The sequence below is a fragment of the Kribbella sandramycini genome, from assembly GCF_013131805.1.
Lineage (GTDB): Bacteria > Actinomycetota > Actinomycetes > Propionibacteriales > Kribbellaceae > Kribbella > Kribbella sandramycini.
This window is the reverse complement of the sequence record NZ_JABJRC010000006.1, coordinates 59,753-82,129: the sequence shown is the minus strand read 5'-3', so window position 1 is coordinate 82,129 and position 22,377 is coordinate 59,753. Positions and strand designations below refer to the sequence as shown.

At 69.7% G+C, this 22,377-nt stretch carries 23 protein-coding genes; 9 read left to right on the top strand and 14 right to left on the bottom strand.

Going from position 1 to position 22,377, the window contains the following annotated elements:
* The first annotated feature begins 51 nt into the window (after nucleotides 1–51).
* Both HPO96_RS23680 and HPO96_RS23675 read left to right on the top strand, forming a co-directional pair.
* Entirely contained in the window at nucleotides 52–573 is a 522-nt protein-coding gene (locus HPO96_RS23680) for a SigE family RNA polymerase sigma factor (protein ID WP_171676103.1), read from the top strand.
* Between the two features lies 1 nt (nucleotide 574).
* Nucleotides 575–1,363: a hypothetical protein gene (locus HPO96_RS23675; protein WP_171676101.1), complete on the top strand. Its 789-nt coding sequence runs from the start codon at nucleotides 575–577 to the stop codon at nucleotides 1,361–1,363.
* A 40-nt stretch (nucleotides 1,364–1,403) separates the two neighbouring features.
* On the opposite strand, the gene HPO96_RS23670 is transcribed toward HPO96_RS23675, so the two are convergent.
* Nucleotides 1,404–2,297 (bottom strand): SIS domain-containing protein, encoded by an 894-nt coding sequence (locus HPO96_RS23670; RefSeq protein ID WP_171676099.1) that lies wholly within the window; start codon nucleotides 2,295–2,297, stop codon nucleotides 1,404–1,406.
* Nucleotides 2,298–2,398: 101 nt separating this feature from the next.
* Here HPO96_RS23670 and HPO96_RS23665 point away from each other — a divergent pair, with 101 nt between their 5' ends.
* Together HPO96_RS23665 and HPO96_RS23660 are read left to right on the top strand one after the other, a co-directional pair.
* Nucleotides 2,399–3,181, top strand: a complete 783-nt coding sequence (locus HPO96_RS23665) for a DeoR/GlpR family DNA-binding transcription regulator (RefSeq protein ID WP_132410249.1) — start codon at nucleotides 2,399–2,401, stop codon at nucleotides 3,179–3,181.
* 155 nt (nucleotides 3,182–3,336) lie between these two features.
* The gene (locus HPO96_RS23660; RefSeq protein WP_171676097.1) at nucleotides 3,337–4,026 is read left to right on the top strand and encodes an O-methyltransferase; all 690 of its coding nucleotides are present in this window, start codon (nucleotides 3,337–3,339) and stop codon (nucleotides 4,024–4,026) included.
* Here the strand turns inward: HPO96_RS23660 and HPO96_RS23655 are convergent.
* Genes HPO96_RS23655 through glgC form a run of 8 tightly spaced genes read right to left on the bottom strand, consistent with a single transcriptional unit; the run spans nucleotide 4,023 to nucleotide 11,973 of the window.
* Nucleotides 4,023–4,745: an alpha/beta hydrolase family protein gene (locus HPO96_RS23655; protein WP_171676095.1), complete on the bottom strand. Its 723-nt coding sequence runs from the start codon at nucleotides 4,743–4,745 to the stop codon at nucleotides 4,023–4,025. The genes HPO96_RS23660 and HPO96_RS23655 overlap by 4 nt on opposite strands.
* The gene (locus HPO96_RS23650) at nucleotides 4,742–5,737 is read right to left on the bottom strand and encodes an amidohydrolase family protein (RefSeq protein WP_171676093.1); all 996 of its coding nucleotides are present in this window, start codon (nucleotides 5,735–5,737) and stop codon (nucleotides 4,742–4,744) included. Before HPO96_RS23650 ends, HPO96_RS23655 begins: the two co-directional genes overlap by 4 nt.
* Complete coding sequence (locus HPO96_RS23645; protein ID WP_171676091.1) at nucleotides 5,738–6,247, bottom strand: 3-hydroxyanthranilate 3,4-dioxygenase; 510 nt, start codon at nucleotides 6,245–6,247, stop codon at nucleotides 5,738–5,740.
* Between the two features lie 3 nt (nucleotides 6,248–6,250).
* Nucleotides 6,251–6,661, bottom strand: coding sequence for a RidA family protein (locus tag HPO96_RS23640; protein ID WP_171676089.1), 411 nt, complete (start codon nucleotides 6,659–6,661; stop codon nucleotides 6,251–6,253).
* A complete protein-coding gene (locus HPO96_RS23635; RefSeq protein ID WP_171676087.1) occupies nucleotides 6,658–8,160 on the bottom strand; it encodes a 2-hydroxymuconic semialdehyde dehydrogenase in 1,503 nt (500 codons plus the stop codon). Before HPO96_RS23635 ends, HPO96_RS23640 begins: the two co-directional genes overlap by 4 nt.
* Nucleotides 8,157–9,452, bottom strand: coding sequence for an FAD-dependent oxidoreductase (locus HPO96_RS23630; protein WP_171676085.1), 1,296 nt, complete (start codon nucleotides 9,450–9,452; stop codon nucleotides 8,157–8,159). Before HPO96_RS23630 ends, HPO96_RS23635 begins: the two co-directional genes overlap by 4 nt.
* Nucleotides 9,449–10,690 (bottom strand): kynureninase, encoded by a 1,242-nt coding sequence (kynU, locus tag HPO96_RS23625; protein WP_171676083.1) that lies wholly within the window; start codon nucleotides 10,688–10,690, stop codon nucleotides 9,449–9,451. The genes HPO96_RS23630 and kynU overlap by 4 nt, the downstream gene beginning before the upstream one ends.
* A complete protein-coding gene (gene glgC, locus HPO96_RS23620; RefSeq protein ID WP_475422016.1) occupies nucleotides 10,687–11,973 on the bottom strand; it encodes a glucose-1-phosphate adenylyltransferase in 1,287 nt (428 codons plus the stop codon). The genes kynU and glgC overlap by 4 nt, the downstream gene beginning before the upstream one ends.
* A 231-nt stretch (nucleotides 11,974–12,204) precedes the next feature.
* Here glgC and HPO96_RS23615 point away from each other — a divergent pair, with 231 nt between their 5' ends.
* The 3 genes from HPO96_RS23615 (at nucleotide 12,205) to HPO96_RS23605 (ending at nucleotide 15,137) form a co-directional block, all read left to right on the top strand.
* Nucleotides 12,205–12,648 carry a GNAT family N-acetyltransferase gene (locus tag HPO96_RS23615; protein ID WP_337796778.1) on the top strand — a complete coding sequence of 148 codons (444 nt, stop codon included), beginning with the start codon at nucleotides 12,205–12,207 and terminating at the stop codon, nucleotides 12,646–12,648.
* Nucleotides 12,649–12,667: 19 nt separating this feature from the next.
* Nucleotides 12,668–13,825 (top strand): glycogen synthase, encoded by a 1,158-nt coding sequence (gene glgA / locus HPO96_RS23610; protein WP_171676079.1) that lies wholly within the window; start codon nucleotides 12,668–12,670, stop codon nucleotides 13,823–13,825.
* Nucleotides 13,826–13,895: 70 nt separating this feature from the next.
* Nucleotides 13,896–15,137: an alpha/beta hydrolase family protein gene (locus HPO96_RS23605; protein WP_171676077.1), complete on the top strand. Its 1,242-nt coding sequence runs from the start codon at nucleotides 13,896–13,898 to the stop codon at nucleotides 15,135–15,137.
* Between the two features lie 112 nt (nucleotides 15,138–15,249).
* On the opposite strand, the gene HPO96_RS23600 is transcribed toward HPO96_RS23605, so the two are convergent.
* Both HPO96_RS23600 and HPO96_RS23595 read right to left on the bottom strand, forming a co-directional pair.
* Entirely contained in the window at nucleotides 15,250–16,767 is a 1,518-nt protein-coding gene (locus tag HPO96_RS23600; protein ID WP_171676075.1) for a leucyl aminopeptidase family protein, read from the bottom strand.
* A gap of 145 nt (nucleotides 16,768–16,912) precedes the next feature.
* Nucleotides 16,913–17,080, bottom strand: coding sequence for a DUF3117 domain-containing protein (locus tag HPO96_RS23595; RefSeq protein WP_012923066.1), 168 nt, complete (start codon nucleotides 17,078–17,080; stop codon nucleotides 16,913–16,915).
* Between the two features lie 160 nt (nucleotides 17,081–17,240).
* On the opposite strand from HPO96_RS23595, the gene HPO96_RS23590 reads away from it, so the two are divergent.
* Entirely contained in the window at nucleotides 17,241–18,047 is an 807-nt protein-coding gene (locus HPO96_RS23590) for a PaaX family transcriptional regulator C-terminal domain-containing protein (RefSeq protein ID WP_171676073.1), read from the top strand.
* 33 nt (nucleotides 18,048–18,080) lie between these two features.
* Nucleotides 18,081–18,872, top strand: a complete 792-nt coding sequence (locus HPO96_RS23585; protein ID WP_171676071.1) for an enoyl-CoA hydratase/isomerase family protein — start codon at nucleotides 18,081–18,083, stop codon at nucleotides 18,870–18,872.
* Nucleotides 18,873–19,121: 249 nt separating this feature from the next.
* Here HPO96_RS23585 and HPO96_RS23580 read toward each other — a convergent pair whose 3' ends face one another.
* The 3 genes from HPO96_RS23580 to HPO96_RS23570 all read right to left on the bottom strand — a co-directional run bounded on the left by HPO96_RS23580 (nucleotide 19,122) and on the right by HPO96_RS23570 (nucleotide 22,351).
* Nucleotides 19,122–19,682, bottom strand: a complete 561-nt coding sequence (locus HPO96_RS23580; RefSeq protein ID WP_171676069.1) for a DNA-3-methyladenine glycosylase I — start codon at nucleotides 19,680–19,682, stop codon at nucleotides 19,122–19,124.
* Nucleotides 19,683–19,800: 118 nt separating this feature from the next.
* On the bottom strand, nucleotides 19,801–21,357 hold the full coding sequence (locus HPO96_RS23575; RefSeq protein ID WP_238355472.1) for a DivIVA domain-containing protein: 1,557 nt from the start codon (nucleotides 21,355–21,357) through the stop codon (nucleotides 19,801–19,803).
* Between the two features lie 121 nt (nucleotides 21,358–21,478).
* On the bottom strand, nucleotides 21,479–22,351 hold the full coding sequence (locus HPO96_RS23570; protein WP_171676065.1) for an LOG family protein: 873 nt from the start codon (nucleotides 22,349–22,351) through the stop codon (nucleotides 21,479–21,481).
* Between the last annotated feature and the right edge of the window lie 26 nt (nucleotides 22,352–22,377).

The window sequence follows — 22,377 nt, the reverse complement described above, 5'->3', positions numbered from 1 at the left end:
CATTGAGGGGTCGTTGCGCATCGAAAGGAGTGATGCCGACCAAGGAGCGCAATGCCGAAACGCAGTGGGGCGAGTCAGGAGCAGGAGTTCGAAGAGTTCGCGCAAGCGCGGGCTGCTCAGCTCTACCGCTCAGCATGGTTGCTGTGCGGTAGTCACCACCAGGCGGAGGACCTCGTCCAGGAGACCCTCGCCAAGGTCTACGCACGCTGGCGGCGGCCGTTCGGCCGGATCGACAATCCATCCGCCTACGCGCAGACGACGTTGACCAGAACGTTTCTCGGCGGCGTCCGGCGCCGGAGCAGCGGAGAGCAGCCGTATGCCGACGTACCGGAGCTGCTGGTCGACGACCCGGCCGCAGGTACCGACGTCCGGCTAGCACTGCGCGCACTCCTCGCCGAGCTACCTGCGGCCGACCGGGTGGTTCTGGTGCTGCGCTACCTCGAAGACCTCAGCGTCGACGAGGTCGCCGATCGCATGGGCATCTCGAGCGGCGCCGTGCGCAACCGCAGCATGCGGGCACTGGAGCGGGTCCGCGGGCTGGCTGACGACTCACTGAGGATCAGGAAGGTTTGACATGCACGACGACCACACCAGCTCCGACACCCGGGTATCAACCCTCTTCCGCGACACCACCGCCGACGTGGACGTCGACGTCGCAGCCCTCGTCCGCGGCAGCATCGACCGCGGCCGCCGCAAACACCGCCGGCAAACGATCGGTACGACCCTCGCAGCAGCCGTAAGTGTCGCCGGCCTGGTGGGCGCCGTCCTGACCCTGGCTCCCCTCCCGACCGCCGGAAACAGCATCGGCCCTGCGGGGGCCTCAACGCCGACAGCGGTGTCCCCGAAGCCATCCGCGCCGATGGCTACGAAGCCGACAACTATCCCGACGCCACCCGCCACCGCGAACTTCCCGGTGCGAGCCGCCCAGCTGATCGGGCTGTTCAAGCAGCTGCACCCCGGCCGGATCCAGCAGGCCGAAGAACGTACCGGCCGAATCCGGGACGACGGCAAGCAGTCGCAGTCCGCCTCCTTCTTGTGGAACGGCTTCGAGACAGGCGTCAGTTTCGACGCCTACCACGGCACCCCCGCGCAGCGATGCGCCGAGCGGAATGACGGGGCGAAGACGAGCACACGGTGCGTCGAGCGTCCGGATGGCTCGATTCTGATGTCCGGGCAGCACCAGGCGCCGCCTGAGGACGGCAGCATCAAGTACAACGGCGCCGTACTGATCACCGCGGACGGCTACGAGATCTCGGCCTCGAGCACGTCCTCCGCGGGCAAGGAAGAGCCCAACCTGGCAGCTGAACCGCCGCTCACCCCGAAGCAGCTCGAGCTCGTCGTCACCAGCAAGATCTGGTTCTGAGGAGCAGGCCCGGTCGCTCCAGCGGCCGGGCCGAGCGCTGTCAGGAGAGGATGACGGAGCGGGTCAGGCTGCGCGGCTGGTCCGGATTCAGGCCGAGGGCGAGGGATTTGGCGACGGCAACGCGCTGGGCGACGACGAGGGAGGCCATCGGGTCCAGGTCGGCGTGGTGCACGATCGTGGCGCCGGTGGCGGCGACGTCGTCCAGGAGGCCCGCCGGCGGCTCGCCGAAGATCCAGACGCCGCGGCCGGGCTGGGCGATCGCGATCGGGCCGTGGCGGTAGTCCATCGCCGGGTAGGCCTCCGTCCAGGCGGACGCCGCCTCCCGCTGCTTCAGGGCCGCCTCGTGGGCCAGGCCGACGGTCCACCGGGTGCCGATGTACGTGACCTGCTCCAGCTTGGCCAGCTCGTCGACCGGGACGTCGAGCGCGGACTGCGCGTCCTTGGCGGCCTGTTCGAGGTCCTGGCCGAGGGATGCGCGCAGCAGCGCCAGCGTGGTGGTCGCGAAGCGCGTTTGCACAACGGACTGCTCATCGGCGAAGTCGAGCATGATCGTCCGGTCGGCCAGCTCGACGATCGGCGAGCCGGGCGTCGCGGTGATCGCGACCGTCGGCAGGCTGGTCTCGCGAATCAGGTCGAGCACCTCGGTCGTCGTCCCGGAGCGGCTGATCACGACCACGGCGTCGTACTCGCGGTCCTTCGGGAACTCGGAGCCGGCGAAGGCGTCGGTCTCGCCGAGACCGAGGTCCTCGCGGAGCGCGGCGTACGCCATCGCCATGAACCACGAGGTGCCGCAACCGACCGCCGCGACCCGCTGACCGGCGGCCGGCAGCGCGTCGCCGTACTGCGCGAAACCGGTCGCGATCCGACGCCACAGAGCAGGCTGAGTGGCGATCTCAGTGGTCACGAAAGTGCTCGAATCGGGCGTCTGGGTCATGTCGTCTCCGCACTTCTGATGGTCGAAACTGCTCGAACGTGATCGAATGGTGCCAACCGGCCGCCATCCGGCTGACCGATGTTGTGAAGGAGGAGCCCCGGGTGAAGCGTTATGAACGCCTCAACACCTTGCTCGAGTCGCTCGCCGAGAAGGGCGCCATCGACGTCGACGAACTCGCCGAGCAGTTGCACGTGTCCGCGGCGACGATTCGGCGCGACCTCGACCACCTGGGAAAGCAGCAGCTCCTCACCCGGACGCGCGGCGGCGCGGTGGCCAACGCGGTGTCGTACGACCTGCCGCTGCGCTACAAGACTGCGCGTTTCGCGTCGGAGAAGCAGCGGATCGCGCAGGCCGCGGCCACGCTGGTCCGCCGCGGCATGGTGATCGGCATGAACGGCGGCACCACGATCTCCGAGGTGGCGCGCACGCTGGCGACCCGCCCGGAGCTGTCGGCCGAGCACGGCGAGCCGGCGTTCACGCTCGTCACCAACGCGCTGAACATCGCCAACGAGCTGATCGTCCGCCCGCACGTCAAGATGGTGCTCACCGGCGGCGTCGCGCGGCCGCAGTCCTACGAGATGATCGGCCCGCTGTCGCACCGGATCCTGGCCGACCTGTCGCTGGACATCGCGTTCATCGGCGTCGACGGGATCGACGAGACCGGCGCCACCGCCCATCACGAGGGCGAGGCGAACATCAACCAGCTGATCGTCAGCCGGGCGGCCAAGGTCGTCGTCGTCGCCGACTCCTCCAAACTCGGGCAGCGCGCGTTCGCGCGGATCTGCGAGCTGAGCGAGATCGACACCCTGGTCACCGACGCCCAGGCCGACGAGAGCCAGCTGACCGTCTTCAAGGAAGCCGGGATCGACGTCATCCGCGCGTAGCCGCATCTTTCGCCGCACCTCCTTCGCCTAGGTCAGCTCTACCCTCTTCAGGGCGATCATATCTGATTGCGGGCTCGATGTAATGAGCAGGTTTGCGCAATCTCCGCGCGGGAGGCGCGGAATGCGCACCCGGTGCCGCTAGGCTTCTCGGCAGGATGAGCAGCGCAGCCGCAGAACACCCTGCAGACCCACGGGAGGGCATCATCGCCACCGGCATCGACCCGACGTCCTGGGCGTACGCCGAGGACTACATCGGTGCGGACGAAGTCGTCACCGGTGCCCGGGCCCTTGCCGCGGACTTCGGCGTCACCGCGATCGGCCCCGGCGCGGCCGCCGCGCTCAGCCTGCTCGCCGCGACCGTCGGCGCCAAGGCGGTCGTCGAGGTCGGCACCGGGACGGGCGTCTCCGGCCTGGCCCTGCTGCGCGGGATGCGCGCCGACGGCACTCTCACCACCGTCGACCTGGACGCCGAGAACCAGCGCCTGGCCCGCCAGACCTTCTCCGACGCCGGCATCGCCCCGAACCGCTTCCGCCTGATCGCCGGCGCCGCCCTCGACGTCGTCACCCGCCTCACCGACGGCCACTACGACCTGGTCTTCTGCGACGCCGACCGCCGCGAGAACACCGCCTACCTCCAGGAGGCCCTCCGCCTCCTCCGCCCCGGCGGCATCGTCGTCTTCGCCGGTATCCTGGCCGGCGCCCGCGTCCCCGACCCGGCCCACCGAGACCCCGACACCACCGCCCTGCGCGACCTCCTCCGCGCCGTCCGCGAAGACGACGACCTCGTCTCCGCCCTCCTCCCCACCTCCGACGGCCTCCTCACCGCCACCAAACGCCTGAGCTAGGTGGTCAGGCGGGTTAGTTCGGCGGTGAGGGTGTGGAAGGCGTCGGACTCGGGGTCTATGAGTTCGTAGTGGCCTGCGGCGGGGACTGGGGTCAGACGGGCGGTGGGGTGGGCGGTGTAGTAGGACTCCGAGAGTTGGAGGGGGACTACGGTGTCGGTCAGGCCGTGGAGGAGGGTTACGGAGGCTATGGGGGCCTGGAGGTGGACTGGGTCCAGGTCGTTGCGGACTCCGGAGCCGATGAAGGCTTGGACGGCGCCTGCGCCCAGGGTGAGCTGGTCGGCGAGGAGGAGGTCGGCTACGGGGGCAAGGGCGACCACGCCGCGGAGGCGGACCGGGTTGAGGGTTGCTGCAGCCCAGAGGGCGAGCTGACCGCCGGCTGAGTGGCCTACGAGGACGTAGCCGGCTTGTAGGTCGAGGAGGTTGGGGAGCGTGTCCAGCGCTGCCTGGACGTCGGAGGTGGTGGCGTCGGGCTCGCCTGGGACGCGGCGGTACTCGACTGACGCTACGGGCCAGCCGAGGTCGGCCAAGGCGGCACAGAGCGGGCGGGCATGGGTGCGGTCGTACTTGGGCCGCCAGAAGCCGCCGTGCAGGTAGATGACCAGGGGGCGTGGGTTCTTCGCCTGGTAGTAGTCGATCACCTGGTCCGCGTCGTCGCCGTACCGGAGCTGCTCGTCGGGCTCACGGGCCGCCCGTGAGAGCACCGCTTCGTTCTCGGTCATTCGGACCTCCCGAGGTAACGCTGCGCGTTCGTCGACAGCAGCTTCTGTTGCTGTGCCGCGGTCAGGAAACCGGCCTTTCGGACCACCTCCCCCACCGGTCGCTCACCGAGTGGATAGGGGTAGTCGCTGCCGACCAGTACCCGATCCTCTCCCAAGGTATCGACAAGCAGCCGTAATGGCGCTGATTCGAAGACGACCGTGTCGACGACGAACCGATCCAGGTAGTGCGACGGTGGGTGCTCGGAGCAACCACGCACGATGTCGCCGCGCCGGTGCCACGCGTTCTCCAGGCGGCCGAGCCAGAAGGCGAAACTGCCGCCGCCGTGCGCGAAACAGATCCGCAGCGACGGCGGAAGGGCGTCGAACGCGCCGCCCAGGATCATCGCCAGCAAGGACAGATGGGTCTCGGCCGGCATCCCGGTCAGCCAGCGCGCCATCCAGCGGTCCAGGCGCGGGCCGCCCGGCATGTCCCACGGGTGCACGAGCACCGGCGTACCGGTCTCGGCGCAGTGCTTGAGGAAGGCAACGATTCCGGCGTCGTCGAGGTCCTTGTCGCCGACGTGGTTGCCGATCTCGACGCCGACGTGACCGGCGGCGCGACTGCGGTCCAGCTCGGCGCAGGCGGCGTCCGGATCCTGCAGCGGGACCTGGCAGAACGGGACGAACCGATCGTCACCGGACAACGTCTCCAGCGTCAGGTCGTTGAAGATCTCGGCCAGTTTGACCGCCTGCGCGGCCGGCCGGTCGTAGCCGAAGAAGACCGGCGTCGGCGAGACCACCTGCAACTCGATGCCATCGGCATCCATATCGGCGCGCCGGACCGCGGGATCCCAGGCCTGCGGACCGACCGGGCGGAACTCGGTCTCGCCGATCATGATCATCGCGGCCCGCTCGGAGTCCACTCGCAGCCACGGCCACCCGTCGCCCCCGCAGGCCGCGGCCAGATCCGGCCAGCCCTTGGGGACGAGGTGGGTGTGGACGTCTACGGCCACTCAGGCCTTACCCGGGTGCAGAGCGCCGCATTCGGGACAGGTCCGCGCGTCCTCGCTCTCGTAGAAGGCGGCGAACACCGGCGGCAGATCGGCGACGATGTCGGTCACCTGGAGCTCCACCTCGTGCACGATCGCCGAGCACTCCCCGCAGTACCAGCGGAACTTCTCCAGCGTGCCCTGCTCCCGGACCCGCTCGATCACCAGGCCGATCGAATCCGGACCGCGCTGCGGCGAGTGCGGCATGTTACGCGGCAGCACCCACATCTCACCGGCGTTCACCTCGACGGTCGCCGGACCGTCATCGGTCATCACGTTGACCCGGAGCTCGCCCTTGATCTGGTAGAAGAACTCCTCGTACGGATCGACGTGGAAGTCGGTGCGCTGATTGGGGCCGCCGACAACCATCGTGATGAAGTCGTCGCCGGTGGGGAACATCTGCTTGTTGCCGACCGGCGGTTTCAGCAGGTGCTTGTTCTCTTCGATCCACTCCGGAAAGTTCGTCGCCTTCATCGTTCACTCCTTCTGCGGGATGGCCGCCACGGCTTGAATCTCGATCAGCAACTGGGGATGCGGAAGCTGGTGTACGGCGACGGTCGTGCGGGCGGGGCCGTTCTCGTCGAAGAACTCGCCGTAGACCTCGTTGTAGCCGCCGAAGTCGTTCATCGACACCAGATAGGTGGTCACGCTGACCAGATCGCCGAGATCGGCGCCGACGGCCTGGAGGATGTCGCGGATGTTCTCCAGGACGGCGCGCGTCTGCTCACGAATGTCGAGGGTCGTCGTTCCCAGCTCGTCGACCGAAGCGCCGGCGATCGTGTTGTCGGGGCGTCGGCTCGACGTGCCGGAGACGAACGCGAAGCCGCCGGACACCTTCACGTGCGGGAACCGCCCGCGCGGGGTCGCCTTACCCGCCACCACAGTCATGTCAGCTCCACACAGACGTTGGTCGGCTCGGAGTAGAAGTCGAGCGAATGGGTGCCGCCCTCACGGCCGACGCCGGACAGCTTCATCCCGCCGAACGGCGTCCGCAGGTCGCGGAGGAACCAGGTGTTGATCCAGCACAGGCCGACGTCGAGCGCGGCGCCGGCGCGGTGCGCGCGACCGACGTCGCGCGTCCAGACCGTTGCCGCGAGCCCGTAATCGCTGTCGTTGGCCAGCGCGAAGGCCTCGTCCTCGGTGTCGAACGGCGCCAGGTGGGCGATCGGGCCGAAGACCTCCTCGCGGTTGGTCTGGGCATCCGCAGGCAGGCCGGTCACGACGGTCGGTTGCACATAGCAACCGTTGTCGCGGGCGTCGCCGAACGCCGGCACGCCGCCGCCGGCCAGGACGTCGGCGCCTTCGGCGCGCGCGAGCTCGTAGTACGAGAGGACCTTGTCGCGGTGCTGCTTGGAGATCAGCGGCATGTTGATCGTGGCCTCGTCGGCCGGCCAGCCGTAGGCCAGCTCGTTCGCCCGCTGGGCCAAGCGGGTCGCGAACTCCTCGAAGACCGGGCGCTCGACGTACAGGCGTTCGGTGCACAGGCAGACCTGGCCGCCGTTGGTGAACACCGAGCGGACCGAACCCTCGACGGCGGCGTCCAGGTCGGCGTCGGCGAAGATCAGGCCGGCGTTCTTGCCGCCGAGCTCGAACGAGACCGCTTTCACCCGATCGGCGGCGACCTTGGCGATCGCGCTGCCCGTACTCGACTCGCCGGTGAACGTGATCGCGTCCACGCCCGGATGTTTGGTCAGGTACTCCCCCGCGGACGCCGGGCCGAGGCCGTGCACGAGGTTGAACACCCCGTCCGGCACGCCGGCCGCGGCCATCACCTCGGCGAGCACCGTCGCCGATGACGGAGTCTCCTCGGACGGCTTCACGACCACGGTGTTGCCGCAGGCAAGCGCTGGGGCGACCTTCCAGGTGAGCAGCAGCAACGGGAGGTTCCAGGGGACGACGATCGCCACGACACCGACCGGTTTGCGGACGGCGTAGTTCAGCGCCCGCCGCCCGTCCGGGAGCGTGGTCGTGTACGACTCGGTCGGCGTCGTCACCGCGAAGTCCGCGAACGCCCGGAAGTTCGCCGCGCCCCGCGGGATGTCCAGCGTCCGCGCCTGACTGATCGACTTCCCGGTGTCGCCCACCTCGGCCGCCACCAGATCCTCGAACCGCCGCTCCAGCTCGTCAGCCACGCGCCGTAGCACTGCAGCCCGGCCCTGCTCTCCCAGCCGGGCCCAGGGCCCCTTCAACGCCGCCCGGGCCGCGCCGACCGCAGCATCAACAGTCGACTCGTCGGCCTCGCACACCTCGAAGATCTGCTCCCCAGTCACCGGACTGCTCTTCGCGAACCGCCCCGCCGACTCCACGAACGAGCCGCCGACATAGTGGCGCAGAACCCCGATGTCTCTCGGCTGCCCGGTGAGTAGCTCCGGCGTCCACAGCGTCATCGGCGTCTCCTCAGCAACGCGACTACTACTGCTCCGAGGGCTACGGCGGCCAGGCGGACCAGTTGGTGTTGGCGGTGGACTCGGCGCTGGACTTCGGCGTACGGGGTGGTGGTGAAGGAGACGAGTTCGTAGCGGGAGACGTACTTGCCGGGGAGGAGGCGCTCGAGAGCGTGTTCGACCTGTTTGGTGAGGCGGTAGGCAGGGGAGGCGACTTTGTCGCGCATTTCGATGAAGTTGGCCAGCGCCATGGCGGCGATGGCTTCGGTGTTGTGGCGACGGCGGGACTCGAAGAGCGGGAGCGCCCGGGCCCAGGAGCCGGAGGTGTCGTCGAGGCAGCGGTCCAGCTCGACTACGTCTTCGAAGGCGCAGTTGGCGCCCTGGCCGTAGAAGGGGACGATGGCGTGCGCGGCGTCGCCGATGAGGGCGGTGCGGCCGTGGGCCTGCCAGGGCAGGGTGTGGACGGTGCCCAGCACGCCTACCGGGTTGTTGAGGTAGTCGTCGACCAGAGTCGGCGCCAACGGGAGGACGTCGGGGTAGTTCTCCGCGAAGTACGCCGAGATGGTGCCGGCCGTGGTGAGCGCGTCGAAGGCGCCGGCCGGCCAGAAGAGCGTGCAGGTGAAGGAGCGGTCCGGGTTCGGGAGGGCGATCATCATCGACGTGCCGCGCGGCCAGATGTGCAGGGCGCCCGGGTCGAGTGCGAAGTCGCCGTCCACGGCCGGGATCGACAGCTCCTTGTAGCCGTAGTCCAGGAAGTCGACGTCCTCGGCGACGATGCCTTCGGCGAGTAGCTGCTCGCGCACTGCCGAGCCAGCGCCGTCCGCGCCCAGTACGACGTCCGCCGTGGCAGTCACCTTGCCGGAGGGAGTCTGGAAGACCATCTGCCCGGCAGCCGAGTCCAGCTCGCAGAGCCGGTGCTCGAACTCGACCGAGACGCCGTCCGCAGCAGCTGCCGCGGTCAGCAGCGCATTGTTCAGGGCGCCCCGGCTGATCGAGTTGATCGCCCGGTCGCCGCCTGCGGAGTACTGCTGGAAGTCGAGCGGTCCGGAGACCGGGTGGATCATCCGGCCCTTCATCGGCAGCGCGTCGGTCATAACGGTCTCGTCGAGCCCGATGCGGCGCAGCGCGTCCAGACCGCGCTCGGAGATCGCCAGGTTGATCGACCGGCCGCGCTCCGCCGTACCGGCCCGCGGGTCCGCGCGCCGTTCGTACAGTGTCACCGTCAGACCGCGCCGGGCCAGGTAGCAGGCCAGCAGACTGCCGGTCAGCCCGGCTCCGACGATTGCAACCTTCATTCCGCCATCACCTCGGCCAGCGCAGCCGCCGCGCGCCAGCAGTCGTGGTACGTCGAATACAGCGGCACCGGCGCGAGCCGCAGGACGTCGGGCTCCCGTGCGTCCGCGATCACGCCGTACTCGAACCGTAGCCGCTTGGACAGCTCACCGGCCGTCAGCGCACCGCCGATCCGCAGCGACAGCTGCGCGCCCCGACGTGTCGGGTCGGTCGGTGTGATCACCTGCACCGGTACGTCGGTCAGCAACTGCTCCAAGTACGCCGTCAGCCGCAGACTCCGCTCTCGCAGGACTCCGATGCCGACCCGGTCGAAAAGCTCCAGCGACGTCCGCACCGGGCTCATCGAGAAGATGGGCGGGTTCGACACCTGCCAGGCCTCTGCCGACGCGGGCGGGCGGGACTCCGGGGTCATCTCGAACCGGGTGGCTGCCTCGGTGCTCCACCAGCCTTCGAAGCGCGGTCTGTCGCCGCCGAGGTGCCGCTCGTGCACATACGCGCCTGCGAGTGAGCCGGGGCCGGAGTTCAGGTATTTGTACGAACACCACGCAGCGAAGTCCACACCCCAGTCGTGCAGGGACAGCGGCACGTTGCCGGCCGCATGCGCCAGATCCCACCCGACGATCGCACCGGCGGCCTGGCCGGCCGCTGTGATCACTGGGATGTCCATGAGCTCGCCAGTGAGGTAGTTGACGCCGCCGAGCAGCACCAGCGCCACCTCGTCGGTGAGCTGGGCTACGACGTCCGCCGTCCGTAGGCAGTCCTCGCCTGGGCGCGGTTTGAGCCGTACTACTGCGTCGGCGTACCCGTGGAAGCGTGCCTGGGACTGGACGGCGTAGCTGTCGGAGGGGAACGCGGAGTCCTCGATGAGGATCCGGTAGCGCGACGGTGTGGGTCGGTAGAAGGACACCATCAGCAGGTGCAGGTTGACCGTCAGCGAGTTCATGACGACGGTCTCAGTGGGCAGTGCGCCGACCAGCCGAGCCGCAGGGCCGGTCAGCAGCTCGTGGTACGGCAGCCAGGGCCGCTGACCCTCCAGGTGCCCTTCGACACCCAGAGCGGCCCAGGAGTCGACGTCCTCGAGCAGCTCGACGCGGGTGGCCTTCGGGCGCAGGCCGAGTGAGTTGCCGGCGAAGTACGCGACCTCGGGGTAGCGGCCCTCGAACACCGGAGGGATGTCGAACAGCTCCCGGTGCCCCGGGTCGGCGGCGTCCAGCTGCAGTGCCTCCGACTCGCGGCTCATGCCTCGGCGACCTCCGCCTCCGGCTCCGAGGTCACGGCGACCGGCGCCGCCGTACCGGGCGGGTCGACCACCTGGCCCTTGCCGAGGACGGTCACACCGCCCTTGGAGACGGTGAAGCCGCGCTGGCGGTCGTAGTCCGGGTCGATGCCGATCTCGACGCCGGGCGGGATGACGACGTTCTTGTCGAGGATGACGTTCTTCAGCACGGCCCCGGCGCCGATCGTGCAGTTGTCCATGATCACGGCGCGCTCGATCTTCGCCCCGGAGCCGACCTTCACGTTCGAGCCGAGCACGGAGTGGTCGACGGTGGCGCCGGACACGATGGAGCCCTGGCAGATGATCGACTCGCTGACCGTGGCGTTGTCGGTGAACTTCGCGCCGGGCAGCTGCGGGTGCGAGGTGAAGATCGGCCAGTCGGAGTTGTAGAGGTTGAACACGGGCTGGATCGAGACCAGGTCCATGTGCGCTTCGTGGTACGAGTCGAGGGAGCCGACGTCGCGCCAGTACGAGCGGTCCCGGTCGAGGGCCCCGGGGACGTCGTTGTCCTTGAAGTCGTAGACCCCGGCCTTGCCCTCGGCAACCAGCATCGGGACGATGTCGCCGCCCATGTCGTGCCGGGAGGCGGGGTTGGCGGCGTCCTTGCGGAGCGCCTCGACCAGCACGTCGGCGCTGAACACGTAGTTGCCCATCGACGCGAACGTCTCGTCCGGCGAATCCGGCAGGCCGGGCGGGTCGGCCGGCTTCTCCAGGAACTCGGCGATCGTGTGCCCGTCGTCCGCGGTCTTGATGACGCCGAACTCCGACGCCTCCGCCCGCGGCACCCGGATCCCCGCCACCGTCACGCCGTTACCGCGCGCGATGTGGTCGGCCACCATCTGCGAGGCGTCCATCCGGTAGACGTGGTCCGCGCCGAACACCACGATGATGTCCGGTTTGGCGTCGTTGATCAGGTTCATCGACTGGTAGATCGCATCCGCGCTGCCCTGGTACCACTGCGGGCCCAGGCGCTGCTGAGCCGGCACGCACGTCACGTAGTTGCCCAGGAACGTCGACATCCGCCAGGTGATCGTCACATGCCGGTCCAGCGAGTGCGACTTGTACTGCGTCAGCACGCACAGACTGCGAATACCCGCGTTGACCAGGTTCGACAACACGAAGTCGATCAACCGATAACTGCCCCCGAAGGGCACAGCCGGCTTGGCCCGGTCCGCCGTCAGCGGCATCAGCCGCTTCCCCTCACCACCGGCCAGCACGATTCCGAGAATTCTGGGCGCCTTTGCCATGTCCGCACCTTAGTCCGCCCAGCCACCCCACATAACCAGTTGCGAGTGTCGCAACACTCAATCCATGCCCGCCGTTCACCACTCGTTCCTCCTCACCCGTTACCGGGGGTGAGTGAGACTGGGGGGATGGCGCGTTTGGTTGTACCTACGGTGACTGTGCAGGGGTCGTTCTTGGCGGCTTGGGATGAGTGGGGGGTGGAGGCGGAGCGGTGGATGGGGGCGGAGGCGTTTGTGGGGGGTGAGGAGGAGCAGTGGAGTCGGGAGGAGGCTGCGGACCCGGGTGAGTTCCGGCGGCTGGTGGAGGGGATTGTGGGGGCTGCGGAGCCGGGGGCGGTGTTGGCAGCGGGGATCGTGCCTTACACGATGTTGTGGTTCGTGGAGGGCGATGAGTGGTTGGGGCGGTTGTCGATTCGGCATGAGCTGACACCGCACTTGCTGGAGTTGGGCGGGCATATCGGGTACGGCGTGCGGCCGTCGGCGCGGCGGCGCGGGTATGCGACCCAGATGCTTGTGCAGGCGCTGCCGGTGGCTGCTGAGCTCGGGATCGACCCGGCGCTGGTGACGTGCGACGCGGACAACGTCGCGTCGCGGAAGGTGATCGAGGCGGCGGGTGGGGAGCTGGAGGACGAGCGACACGGAAAGCTTCGGTTCTGGGTCGCCACGAAGCTCAAGTGATGACCTATCGTCGGAGCTTATGAAGGTCGCCATTCTGACGCGTGAGTTCCCACCGGACGTGTACGGCGGGGCGGGGGTGCATGTCGACTTCCTGGTCCGCGAGTTGCGCCGGCTGCTCGACGTCGACGTCCACTGCATGGGCGAGCCGCGCCTCGGCGCGACGGCGCACACCGAGGACGACCCGCGGATCCCGCACGCCAACGCGGCGCTGCGGATCCTGTCCACCGACCTGACCATCACAGCGGCAGTCGGCGACGCACAGCTCGTCCACTCGCACACCTGGTACGCCAACATGGCCGGCCACTGGGCCAAGCTGCTGTACGGCGTCCCACACGTGGTGACCGCGCATTCGCTGGAGCCCCGCCGTCCGTGGAAGGCCGAGCAGCTCGGCGGCGGCTACCGGTTGTCGAGCTGGGCCGAGCAGACGGCGTACGAAGCGGCGGACGCCGTGGTCGCAGTCAGCCGCGGCATGCGGGACGACGTCCTGGACTGCTACCCGGCGATCGACCCGGCCAAGGTGCACGTCATCTCCAACGGCATCGATGCGGACTTCTACCACCCGGACCCGTCGACCCACGTGCTGGAGCGGCTCGGCGTCGACCTCAGCCGGCCGTATGTCACGTTCGTCGGCCGCATCACCCGCCAGAAGGGTGTGCCGCACCTGCTCCGGGCAGGCCTCCGGCTGGACCCGTCGGTCCAGCTCGTCCTGCTGGCCGGTGCGGCCGACACGGTCGAGCTGAAGGCCGAGACGGACGCGCTGATCGACGATCTGAAGGCGGCCCGGGACGGCGTCTTCGTGGTGTCCGAGATGCTGCCGCGCGAGGAGGTCCGGCAGGTGCTGACGCACGCCCTCGCATTCTGCTGCCCCTCGATCTACGAGCCGCTCGGCATCGTCAACCTCGAGGCGATGGCCTGTGAGACCGCCGTCGTCGCGAGCGCGGTCGGGGGCATCCCCGAGGTGGTCGACGACGGCGTCACCGGCACCCTCGTCCCGTACGACGAGAACGACATCGACACCTTCGAGCGGAAGCTTGCCGACGGCATCAACGAGCTCGTCGACAACCCCGCGAAGGCGGCCGCGATGGGTAAGGCCGGGCGCGAGCGCGCAGTTTCGCAGTTCAGCTGGGTCACCGTCGCCGAGCGGACGGTCGAGCTGTACAACTCCTTGCTGAGGTAGGGATACCCCTACCCCGGATTCGGGATGTGACCCGATGGTGGCGGGTGGCCGTTCCGCGTTGGCTGGTGCCATGACTTCACGAGCCTTCCGGATCCTCCCCGCCACCCTCGCCATCGGCGCGCTGCTCGCCGCGCCGATGTCCGCGTTCGCGCTCAGCCAGCCCTCCCTGGCCGAGTCCGCCGTCACCCAGGCGACCGTGCACGCACCGCGCGGCGCCCTGGTCTCCGCCGTCGAGATCGCCAACCTCACCGCCGCTGAGCTAGACGCGGCAGCGGCCGACCGCGGCTTCGTCGACGCGCCGAAAGCCCGGTACGACGTCACCGTGCACCGGCTCATCTACCGCACGATCGACACGAAGGGCCGGCCGACGACGGCGTCCGGCATCGTCGTCCTGCCCAACGGCCGCCGCGGCGCATTGCCGGTCGCGGAGTACCTGCACGGCACGATGGGGACGAAGGCGTACGCCGCCTCCGTCGACGCCGATTCGACCGACCGCCTGATCACCGCACTGTTCGCCGGCGCCGGCCTGGCCGGTGTCGCGCCCGACTACCTCGGGCTCGGCCTCGGCCCGGGTCGTCACCCGTACCTCGACACCGCCACCGAGACCAGCGCCTCGACCGACATGTTGCTCGCGGCCCGCGCCTTCAGCGCTCGCCGCGGGGTGGCGCTGAAGCGCGACGTCCTGGTCACCGGCTTCTCCCAAGGCGGCCGAGCGACGCTGGGCGTCGGCCGGGCACTGCAGGCAGGCGCGGCAGGCCCGTTCCGGCTCGGCTCGCTGCACGCGGTCGCTTCGCCGTTCGACCTCCTGAAGGTCCAGCTCCCGGCCGTGTTCGACGGCGGCGTCCGGCCGCAGATCGCCACCCTGTACCTGGCCTACTTCATTACCTCGTGGAACCGCACGGTCGGTCTGTACGACGTCCCGAGTGAGGTGTTCCAGGCGCCGTACGCCGACCGGGTCGAGGAGTTGCTCGACGGCACCCACACGACCGAAGAGATCATGCAAGGACTACCGGACAGCCCGGCCAAGCTGTTCACGGCCGACTACCTGAGTCAGCTGCAGAACCCGACCGGGCCCCTCCGGCAGGCCATGCGCGCGGCCGACCAGATCTGCCACGACTGGTCGCCCCGCGTCCCGCTGCACTTCTACAGCGGCGCCAAGGACACCGACGTCCGCGCCGCGAACTCCGAGGTCTGCGCGACCGGACTGCGATCCCGCGGCGCGCGGGTGGACGTCCGCTCGATGGGTGCGGTCGACCACTTCGGCACGGCGATGACGGCATACCCGCAGATCGTCCGCGCCGCCACTCGCTGAGCCACGGCGCGCAGGAACGACAGGAGGTGGTCGCCCGATCGGCCGGCACCGCGGCTCAGCTAGCGGGGGCGGGCGGCGATCGGGGCCATCTACGTCCTGTCCTTCGTGCCGGTCAGGCGATGCCGGCGGTGGGGGCTTCCGAGGTGAGCCAGGTGGTGAGGAGGCGGGCACCGGCACCGGTGGAGCCGGCGGAGTATTCGTGGTGGTCGGCGGGCGACTCGGCGATCGAGGAGAGGTCGAGGTGGGCCCAGGGGGTGGTGCCGGTGAAGGCCTTGAGGAAGAGGGCGGCGGTGATGGAGCCGGGGCCCTTGGAGGAGTTGACGGCGTCGGCGATCGGGGTGGCGATCAGCGACTCGTACTCGGCGGGAAGCGGCATCCGCCAGAGCTCTTCGCCGGAGGCGCGGCCGGCCTCGGTCAGGTTGGCGGCGAGGGCGTCGTCGGTGGCGAACAGGCCGCCGTACAGCATCGCGCCGAGAGAGATCTTGATCGCGCCGGTCAGCGTGGAGATGTCGACGAGGACGTCGGGCTGCAGCTCCTGGACGGCGTACGCGAGCCCGTCGGCCATCACCAGCCGGCCCTCGGCGTCGGTGTTCTTGACCTCGGTCGTGCGGCCGCCGTAGTGCCGGATCACGTCGTCCGGCCGGTACGCCGAGCCGGACGGCATGTTCTCGGCCGCGCAGATCAGCCCGGTGACGCGGACCTGCGCGCCGAGCTCGCGCAGCGCCGACATGGTCGCGATCACCGAGCCACCGCCGGTCATGTCGCGTTTCATCGACACCATGGCCTCGCGCGGCTTCAGCGACAGGCCGCCGGTGTCGTAGGTGATGCCCTTGCCGACCAGGACGACGTACGGCGTGTCGTCGCCCGCGCCCTCCGGGACGTAGTCGAGCCGGATCAGCCGCGGCGGCCGGGCCGAGCCCTGACCGACCGCGAGGATGCCGCCGAACCCGTCGGCGGCCAGCTTTTTCTCGTCCCAGACGGTGAGCTCGAGACCGGTCGACGCGGCCAGCTCCGTCGCGCGGGCGGCCAGCCAGGCCGGGTCCTTCTCGTTGGACGGCGTGATCGCGAACTGGCGCGCCAGCCAGCCCGTCCGCCCGATCACGATGCCGCGATCGACGACCGGCTGCCGCTCGGCCGCGGAGCCGTCGGTCAGCGTGACCCGCGCGACCACCGGCTCGGGGACGTCGGCCGTCTTCAGCGTGTAGGTGAACGAGCCGAGGACGACACCCTCGGCGAACGCCTGGACCGCCGCGTCGTCGATGCCCTCGGCAACCACCGTGGTGAGCTCGTCCTTACCGCGGCCGAACCGCGCGACCGCCGCGCCGGCCTGCCGGAGCTCCTTCGCGGTCTGCTCGCCGGCGCCGACCAGCAGCACCTCGCGCACCTCGCCGGTGAGCAGCGGGTACGCCGCCGTCGCTCCGGCCGCCGGGCTGAACCCGGACTCCTGCTGCACCTCGAGCAACCGGTCCAGATCGACGCCGAGCCGCTCGCCGGCCTCCTTCGCCGCGGCCGGCAGCCCGGCGGTCCCGACGACGACCACCCAGGTCGGCGCGCCGTGCACCGGCAGGCCGGCCTGCCAGGCAACGGCCGGAATCGTCGGGTAGGCGAAAGTGCTGGTGCGGCGAGCCACTAGAGGGTCCTCACAGGGTTCGGTCAAGTGTCAAGGAAACTTTGCGGTGCCAACCGTAACGACCCCGGCCGGTGCCGCAAAGGGCACCCACCGGGGTCGAAGGATTGATCAAGGAGTGCGGACAAGGGCACCCCGGGGAGATCGGTCAGCCGACGACGGCCTTCAGTGCGTTGCCGAGCTCGGTCGCTTCGTCGGCATTGAGCTCGACGACCAGGCGGCCGCCGCCCTCGAGCGGAACCCGCATCACGATCCCGCGGCCCTCCTTGGTGACCTCGAGCGGACCATCGCCCGTCCGCGGCTTCATCGCCGCCATGCGCGCACCCCTTCCCAGTTCGGTGTTGAGCGACGACACCGAACGGAACCGTCCGGCGCCGCGCGGTGATGCGCCGTCGGCGCGTATCGCAATGTGTATCCGAACCCATTATTCCCGATAGCGGGGCGAAGGTGCGCACCATACGGCAGACTCGGGTCTTGTGCACGCCCGTTCAGCCCTCTTCGACCTGTACGGCGACCACCTGCGCGCCCGCGGCGCGCGGGCCCCGGTCGCGGCGCTGGTCCGGCTGCTCGCGCCGCTCGGCGTCCACCCGCCCGCCGTCCGGACGGCGGTCTCCCGGATGGTCCGCCAGGGCTGGCTGGAGCCGGTCCGGATCGACGGCCAGCCGGGATACGGATTGTCCACCCGGGCGCGTCGCCGCCTCGACGACGCGGCCGCCCGGATCTACCGCACCGGCCCCGACGGCGCCGATCCCGGCCCCGCCGCCGGCTGGGATCGGCACTGGCATCTGGGCATCCTGCACGAGGTCCCGAACGCCCGCCGCCGCGAGCAGCTGGTCAGCCAACTCTCCTTCCTGGGTTGGGCTCCGCTGTCGGACGGCGCCTGGGTCGGGCTGCGCAACGACGCCGAGGTCGACCAGATCCTGACCGCCGAGAGCATCACCGCGGACCGCTTCCGCGCACCGGTCGACGAGGGCGCCCCGGAGTTCGCCCGGCGGGTCTGGAAACTCGACGACCTCGGCGCGTCGTACGACGCCTGGCTGATCGAGGCGAAGGCCCTGGTGGACGCCGCGGGTGACGACACGACCGACGAGCAGGCCTTCGCCGTCCGGTCCGAGCTGGTGCACGAATGGCGCAAGTTCCTGTTCCGCGATCCGGGCCTGCCGGCCGAGTTGCTGCCGCCCGGCTGGGCCGGGACGAAGGCCGCCGCATACTTCGATTTCCACGCCGAAAGGCTGGGCCCCGCGGCCGGGCGTTTCGTCGACGACTGCCTGACACTGCACTGAAATTCCTCACGGATTGTCTAGGAGCTGACCACGATGAGTGACTCCGTCACGTACGCCGTCGCCGAGGGCGTCGCCACCATCACCCTGAACCGGCCCGACGCGATGAACTCGCTCGACACCGCCACGAAGGTGCTGCTGCGCGACACCGTGCAGGCCGCAGCGGCGGACGACGCCGTCCGGGTCGTGGTGCTGACCGGGACGGGCCGCGCGTTCTGCGTCGGACAGGATCTGAAGGAGCACATCGGCCTGTTGCAGGCCAACGACACCGACGCGCTGTGGAGCACGGTCCCGGATCACTACGCGCCGATCGCGCTCGCGCTGGCCGAGATGCCGAAGCCGGTCATTGCCGCGGTCAACGGAGTCGCGGCGGGCGCCGGCGCGTCGATGGCGTTCGCGTGCGATCTGCGCGTCGTCGCGGACACAGCCGGGTTCAACCTGGCCTTCACCGGGATCGGGCTGTCGTGCGACACCGGGATCTCGTGGACGCTGCCGCGGTTGATCGGTCAGGCGAAGGCGCTGGAGCTGCTGTACTTCCCGCGGACGGTGCCGGCGGCCGAGGCGCTCGAGCTCGGGCTCGCGACGTCCGTCGTACCGGCGGCCGAGCTGGCGGCGACGGCCGGCGAGCTGGCCGCGAAACTGGCGGCCGGGCCGACGGTCGCGTACGGGTCGGTGCGGCAGTCGGTCACGTACTCCGCGACGCACACGCTGGCCGAGGCGCTGGAGTTCGAGGCGGGCAAGATGCAGCTGACCGGCGACACCGAGGACCACAAGAACGCGGTCGCGTCGTTCGTCGCGAAGGAGAAGCCGACCTTCCACGGGCGCTGACCGGTGTGAGCTGGGCCCGGACATGTTGGTGGACTCCCCGGCCGCTTTCCGGTCGGGCGAGTCACGACCGGACAACCACCTGACAGACGGGGAGTCCGCGAATACCTCATCACGTTGTGTGCCTGGAACACAACTCGTTCAGCCGTTTGTCTTTCAGTCAATCCGAATTGCACGATTTCGTGCGATTCGCGCCTGAAACAGTGCTCGACCGGGGCCGGTTTTCCGCTGATTTTCCGGTGCTCGGGAGGGTCAGCGGGCGATACAGGTGGCGAGGTGATCGTTGACGATCCCGGTCGCCTGCATCAGCGCGTACGCCGTCGTCGGGCCGACGAAGACGAAGCCGTGTTTCTTCAGCGCCTTCGACATCGCGACCGACTCCGGCGTGGTCGCCGGGACGTCGCCGAGGGTCTTCGGCGCCTTCCGTTTCGCGGGCTGGAAGCTCCACAGCAGGTCGGTGAACTCGCCGTCGGCCAGCTCGAGCAGGGCGCGCGCGTTGGCGATCGTGGCGTTGATCTTGAGCCGGTTGCGGACGATACCGGCGTCCGCCATCAGCCGGTCGAAGTCGGCGTCGCCGTACTTCGCGATCTGCTCGGGATCGAACTGCGCGAACGCGGTGCGGAAGTTCTCCCGTTTGCGCAGGATCGTGATCCAGGACAGGCCGGACTGGAAACCCTCCAGCGTCATCCGCTCGAACAGCGCGCGGTCGTCGCGGATCTCCTTACCCCACTCGTTGTCGTGATACTCGACGTACTCCGGAGCGGACGTCGCCCAGCCGCAACGCGGCTGCCCGTCGGCGCCGATCACCGTCATGCCGTGACCTCGTTCAGCAGGCGGTTCATCCATTCGCGCGACGGATCCCATTCAGTGATGACCATGTCGTCAGTGAACCCCAAGCCACCGACAGAAAATGCGTGCCACCACTCCGCCATCAGCTGGGTCGGCGATACGCCGTCTGCTCCGGCGGGGCGCTGTGACGTCCTTGAGCTCCCGGCTCGGCGGAGGGCTTGAACTCCCACCCCGCCTCAGCCTGCTCGAACGCCCCCAACTGCTGCTCGCCGGTCTGCTCCTGCGGCTGCACCCAATGCGGCACCGGCGCCGCCTGCGGCTGCGTCGCAGCCTGCTGCTGAGCTGAAGGCGGCGGCTGCACAACCGTCGGCTGCCGCACCGGCGCACTCTGCTGCGCAGGCCGCGTCGGCTGCGGCGCAGGCGCATAGTTCTGCCGAGTAGGCGCCGGCTGCTGCACACTCCCAGCAGCCGCCCCGCGCGGAGGCTCCTCCTGGAACCAAGCCTGCGCCTCCTGCTCCCCCACCTCCTGCTGCGCGGGCTGCTGATGCGCCGGCTCATCAGCGAGCTGCTGCGACACCTGCTGGCCCGTCTGCTGCGGGGGCTGCTCGTTGACCGGGTACTGCGCGGACTGCTGGCGCGACTGGTCGTCGGTGAACTGCTGCGGCGACTGCTCACTCACCGGCTGCTGCGGCTCCTCAGCCGGCACCTGCCAGCGCGGCTGGCCGACTGCGGGCTGCTCGCTCGTCTGCTGCGGGGGCTGCTCGTTGACCGGGTACTGCGCGGGCTGCTGGCGCGACTGGTCGTCGGTGAGCTGCTGCGACACCTGCTCGCCTGCCGGATGTTGCGCGGGCTGCTGTGGGTCTTCGGTGGGGGGCTGCCAGCGGGGGTGGGCGGCTGAGGGCTGCTCGTTGGCTGGGGGTTGCGTGGGGGGCTGGTGGGACTGGGTGTTGGGGGACTGGTCGGGGGTTGGGGGCTGGAGGGTGGGGAGGCTGCCGGTTTGGGCTAGCAGGGCTCGGGCTTCGGCTTGGAGGCGTTCGTATTCGGTGGCGGCGGCTGTGGCGGGGGCGGGGGGTTGTTCGGGGGTGGCGGCGGGCTGGTCGTCGAGGAGGGGTGGGACGACGGCGGGCTGCTCGGCGGTCACCGGCTCGGGCTCGGGGGCCGCGGGTGCCGAGGGCTCAGCGGGCAGTTGATCCGCGGGCTCGGCGGGCAGCTGGTCCGCGGACTGGGCGGCCTGCGCGGGTGGGCGCTCCGAAGCGGTTGGGGTGTTGGTGGGGACGGCGGGTTGTTCGGCGGTGAGGGGGGTGTCGGCGGGGAAGTTGCCGCCGACGAGGATGGGTTGCTGGGTGCCGGTGTCGTCGAAGTCGGCGGCGGTGTGGCCGTAGCGGGAGGTGAAGCCGGCGCCTTCGGGGGCGTCGACGATGGGGGCCACGGCGCGCTCGAGGTCGGCGATCCGGCGGTCGCGTTCGGCGACCTCGCGGGCGACCCGCTCGAGGAGGGTGTCCACCTCGTCCATCCGGTAGCCGCGGACGCCGACGGCGAACCGGACCGACTCGATCTCGGTCGAGGTCAGGGCCTGCCGCGCGGGCACCGTCATATCGGGCCGATCGTCGTACGCCGTGCTCATGGCACCCCAACGACCCGAGGCCACCACTGCGACGGCCCCGATCAAGACGACCACGATCAACCCGAAGAACCACATCACGGGACCGATCGTGCCATGTCCATCCAGTCACCCGCACAATCGGCGGGTCCCCACCACACCCGCCAGTTTCCGTCAACCCCCGTCCCAGCGACTCCGGAACGGGGGCCGAACGGTGTGCTCAGCTGCCGTCGGAGCCGAGCCGATGCGACTCGCGGCGGGCGCGGGCGGCCGGGTTCTCGGCCTCGGCGACATCCCGCGCGGCCTCGGCCGCGGCTTCCTCGGCGGCGGCGTCGGCCAGTTCGGCGGCCTTGATGATGTAGCTGACCGCCTCGTCCACCGAATCGGTGATCGTGAACATGTCCAGGTCGGCCGCCGAGATCTTCCCGTCGGCGAGCATCGTCTCCCGCAGCCAGTCGGCCAGGCCGCCCCAGTACGACGTCCCGAACAGCACGACCGGGAACGACGTGACCTTCCGCGTCTGGGCCAGCGTGAGCGCCTCGAACAGCTCGTCCAGCGTGCCGAACCCGCCCGGCATCACGACGAACCCCTGGGCGTACTTCACGAACATCGTCTTCCGCGTGAAGAAGTAGCGGAAGTTCATCCCGATGTCGACCCACTCGTTCAGCCCGTTCTCGAACGGCAGCTCGATCCCGAGCCCGACCGACACGCCGCCGGCCTCGGAGGCGCCCTTGTTCGCCGCCTCCATCACGCCCGGCCCGCCGCCGGTGATCACGGCGTACCCGGCCTCGACCAGCTTCCGGGCGAGCTCCTCGGCGGCGACGTACATCGGGTCGTCGGGTTTGGTCCGCGCCGAGCCGAACACGCTGATCGCCGCGCCGAGCTCGGCGAGCATGCCGAACCCCTCGATGAACTCCGACTGGATCCGCAGCACCCGCCACGGGTCGGTGTGCACCCAGTCGGACGGGCCGCGGCTGTCCAGCAGCCGCTGCTCGGAGGTGGAGTTCTGCACCTGGCTGCGGCGCGTCACCACCGGCCCGCGCTGCTGGTGGCCGATCGGGCGGCCGGGGTTGGTCGAAGGTTCGTCTGCCATGTCCCCAGGTTAGGACCAACCCGGGC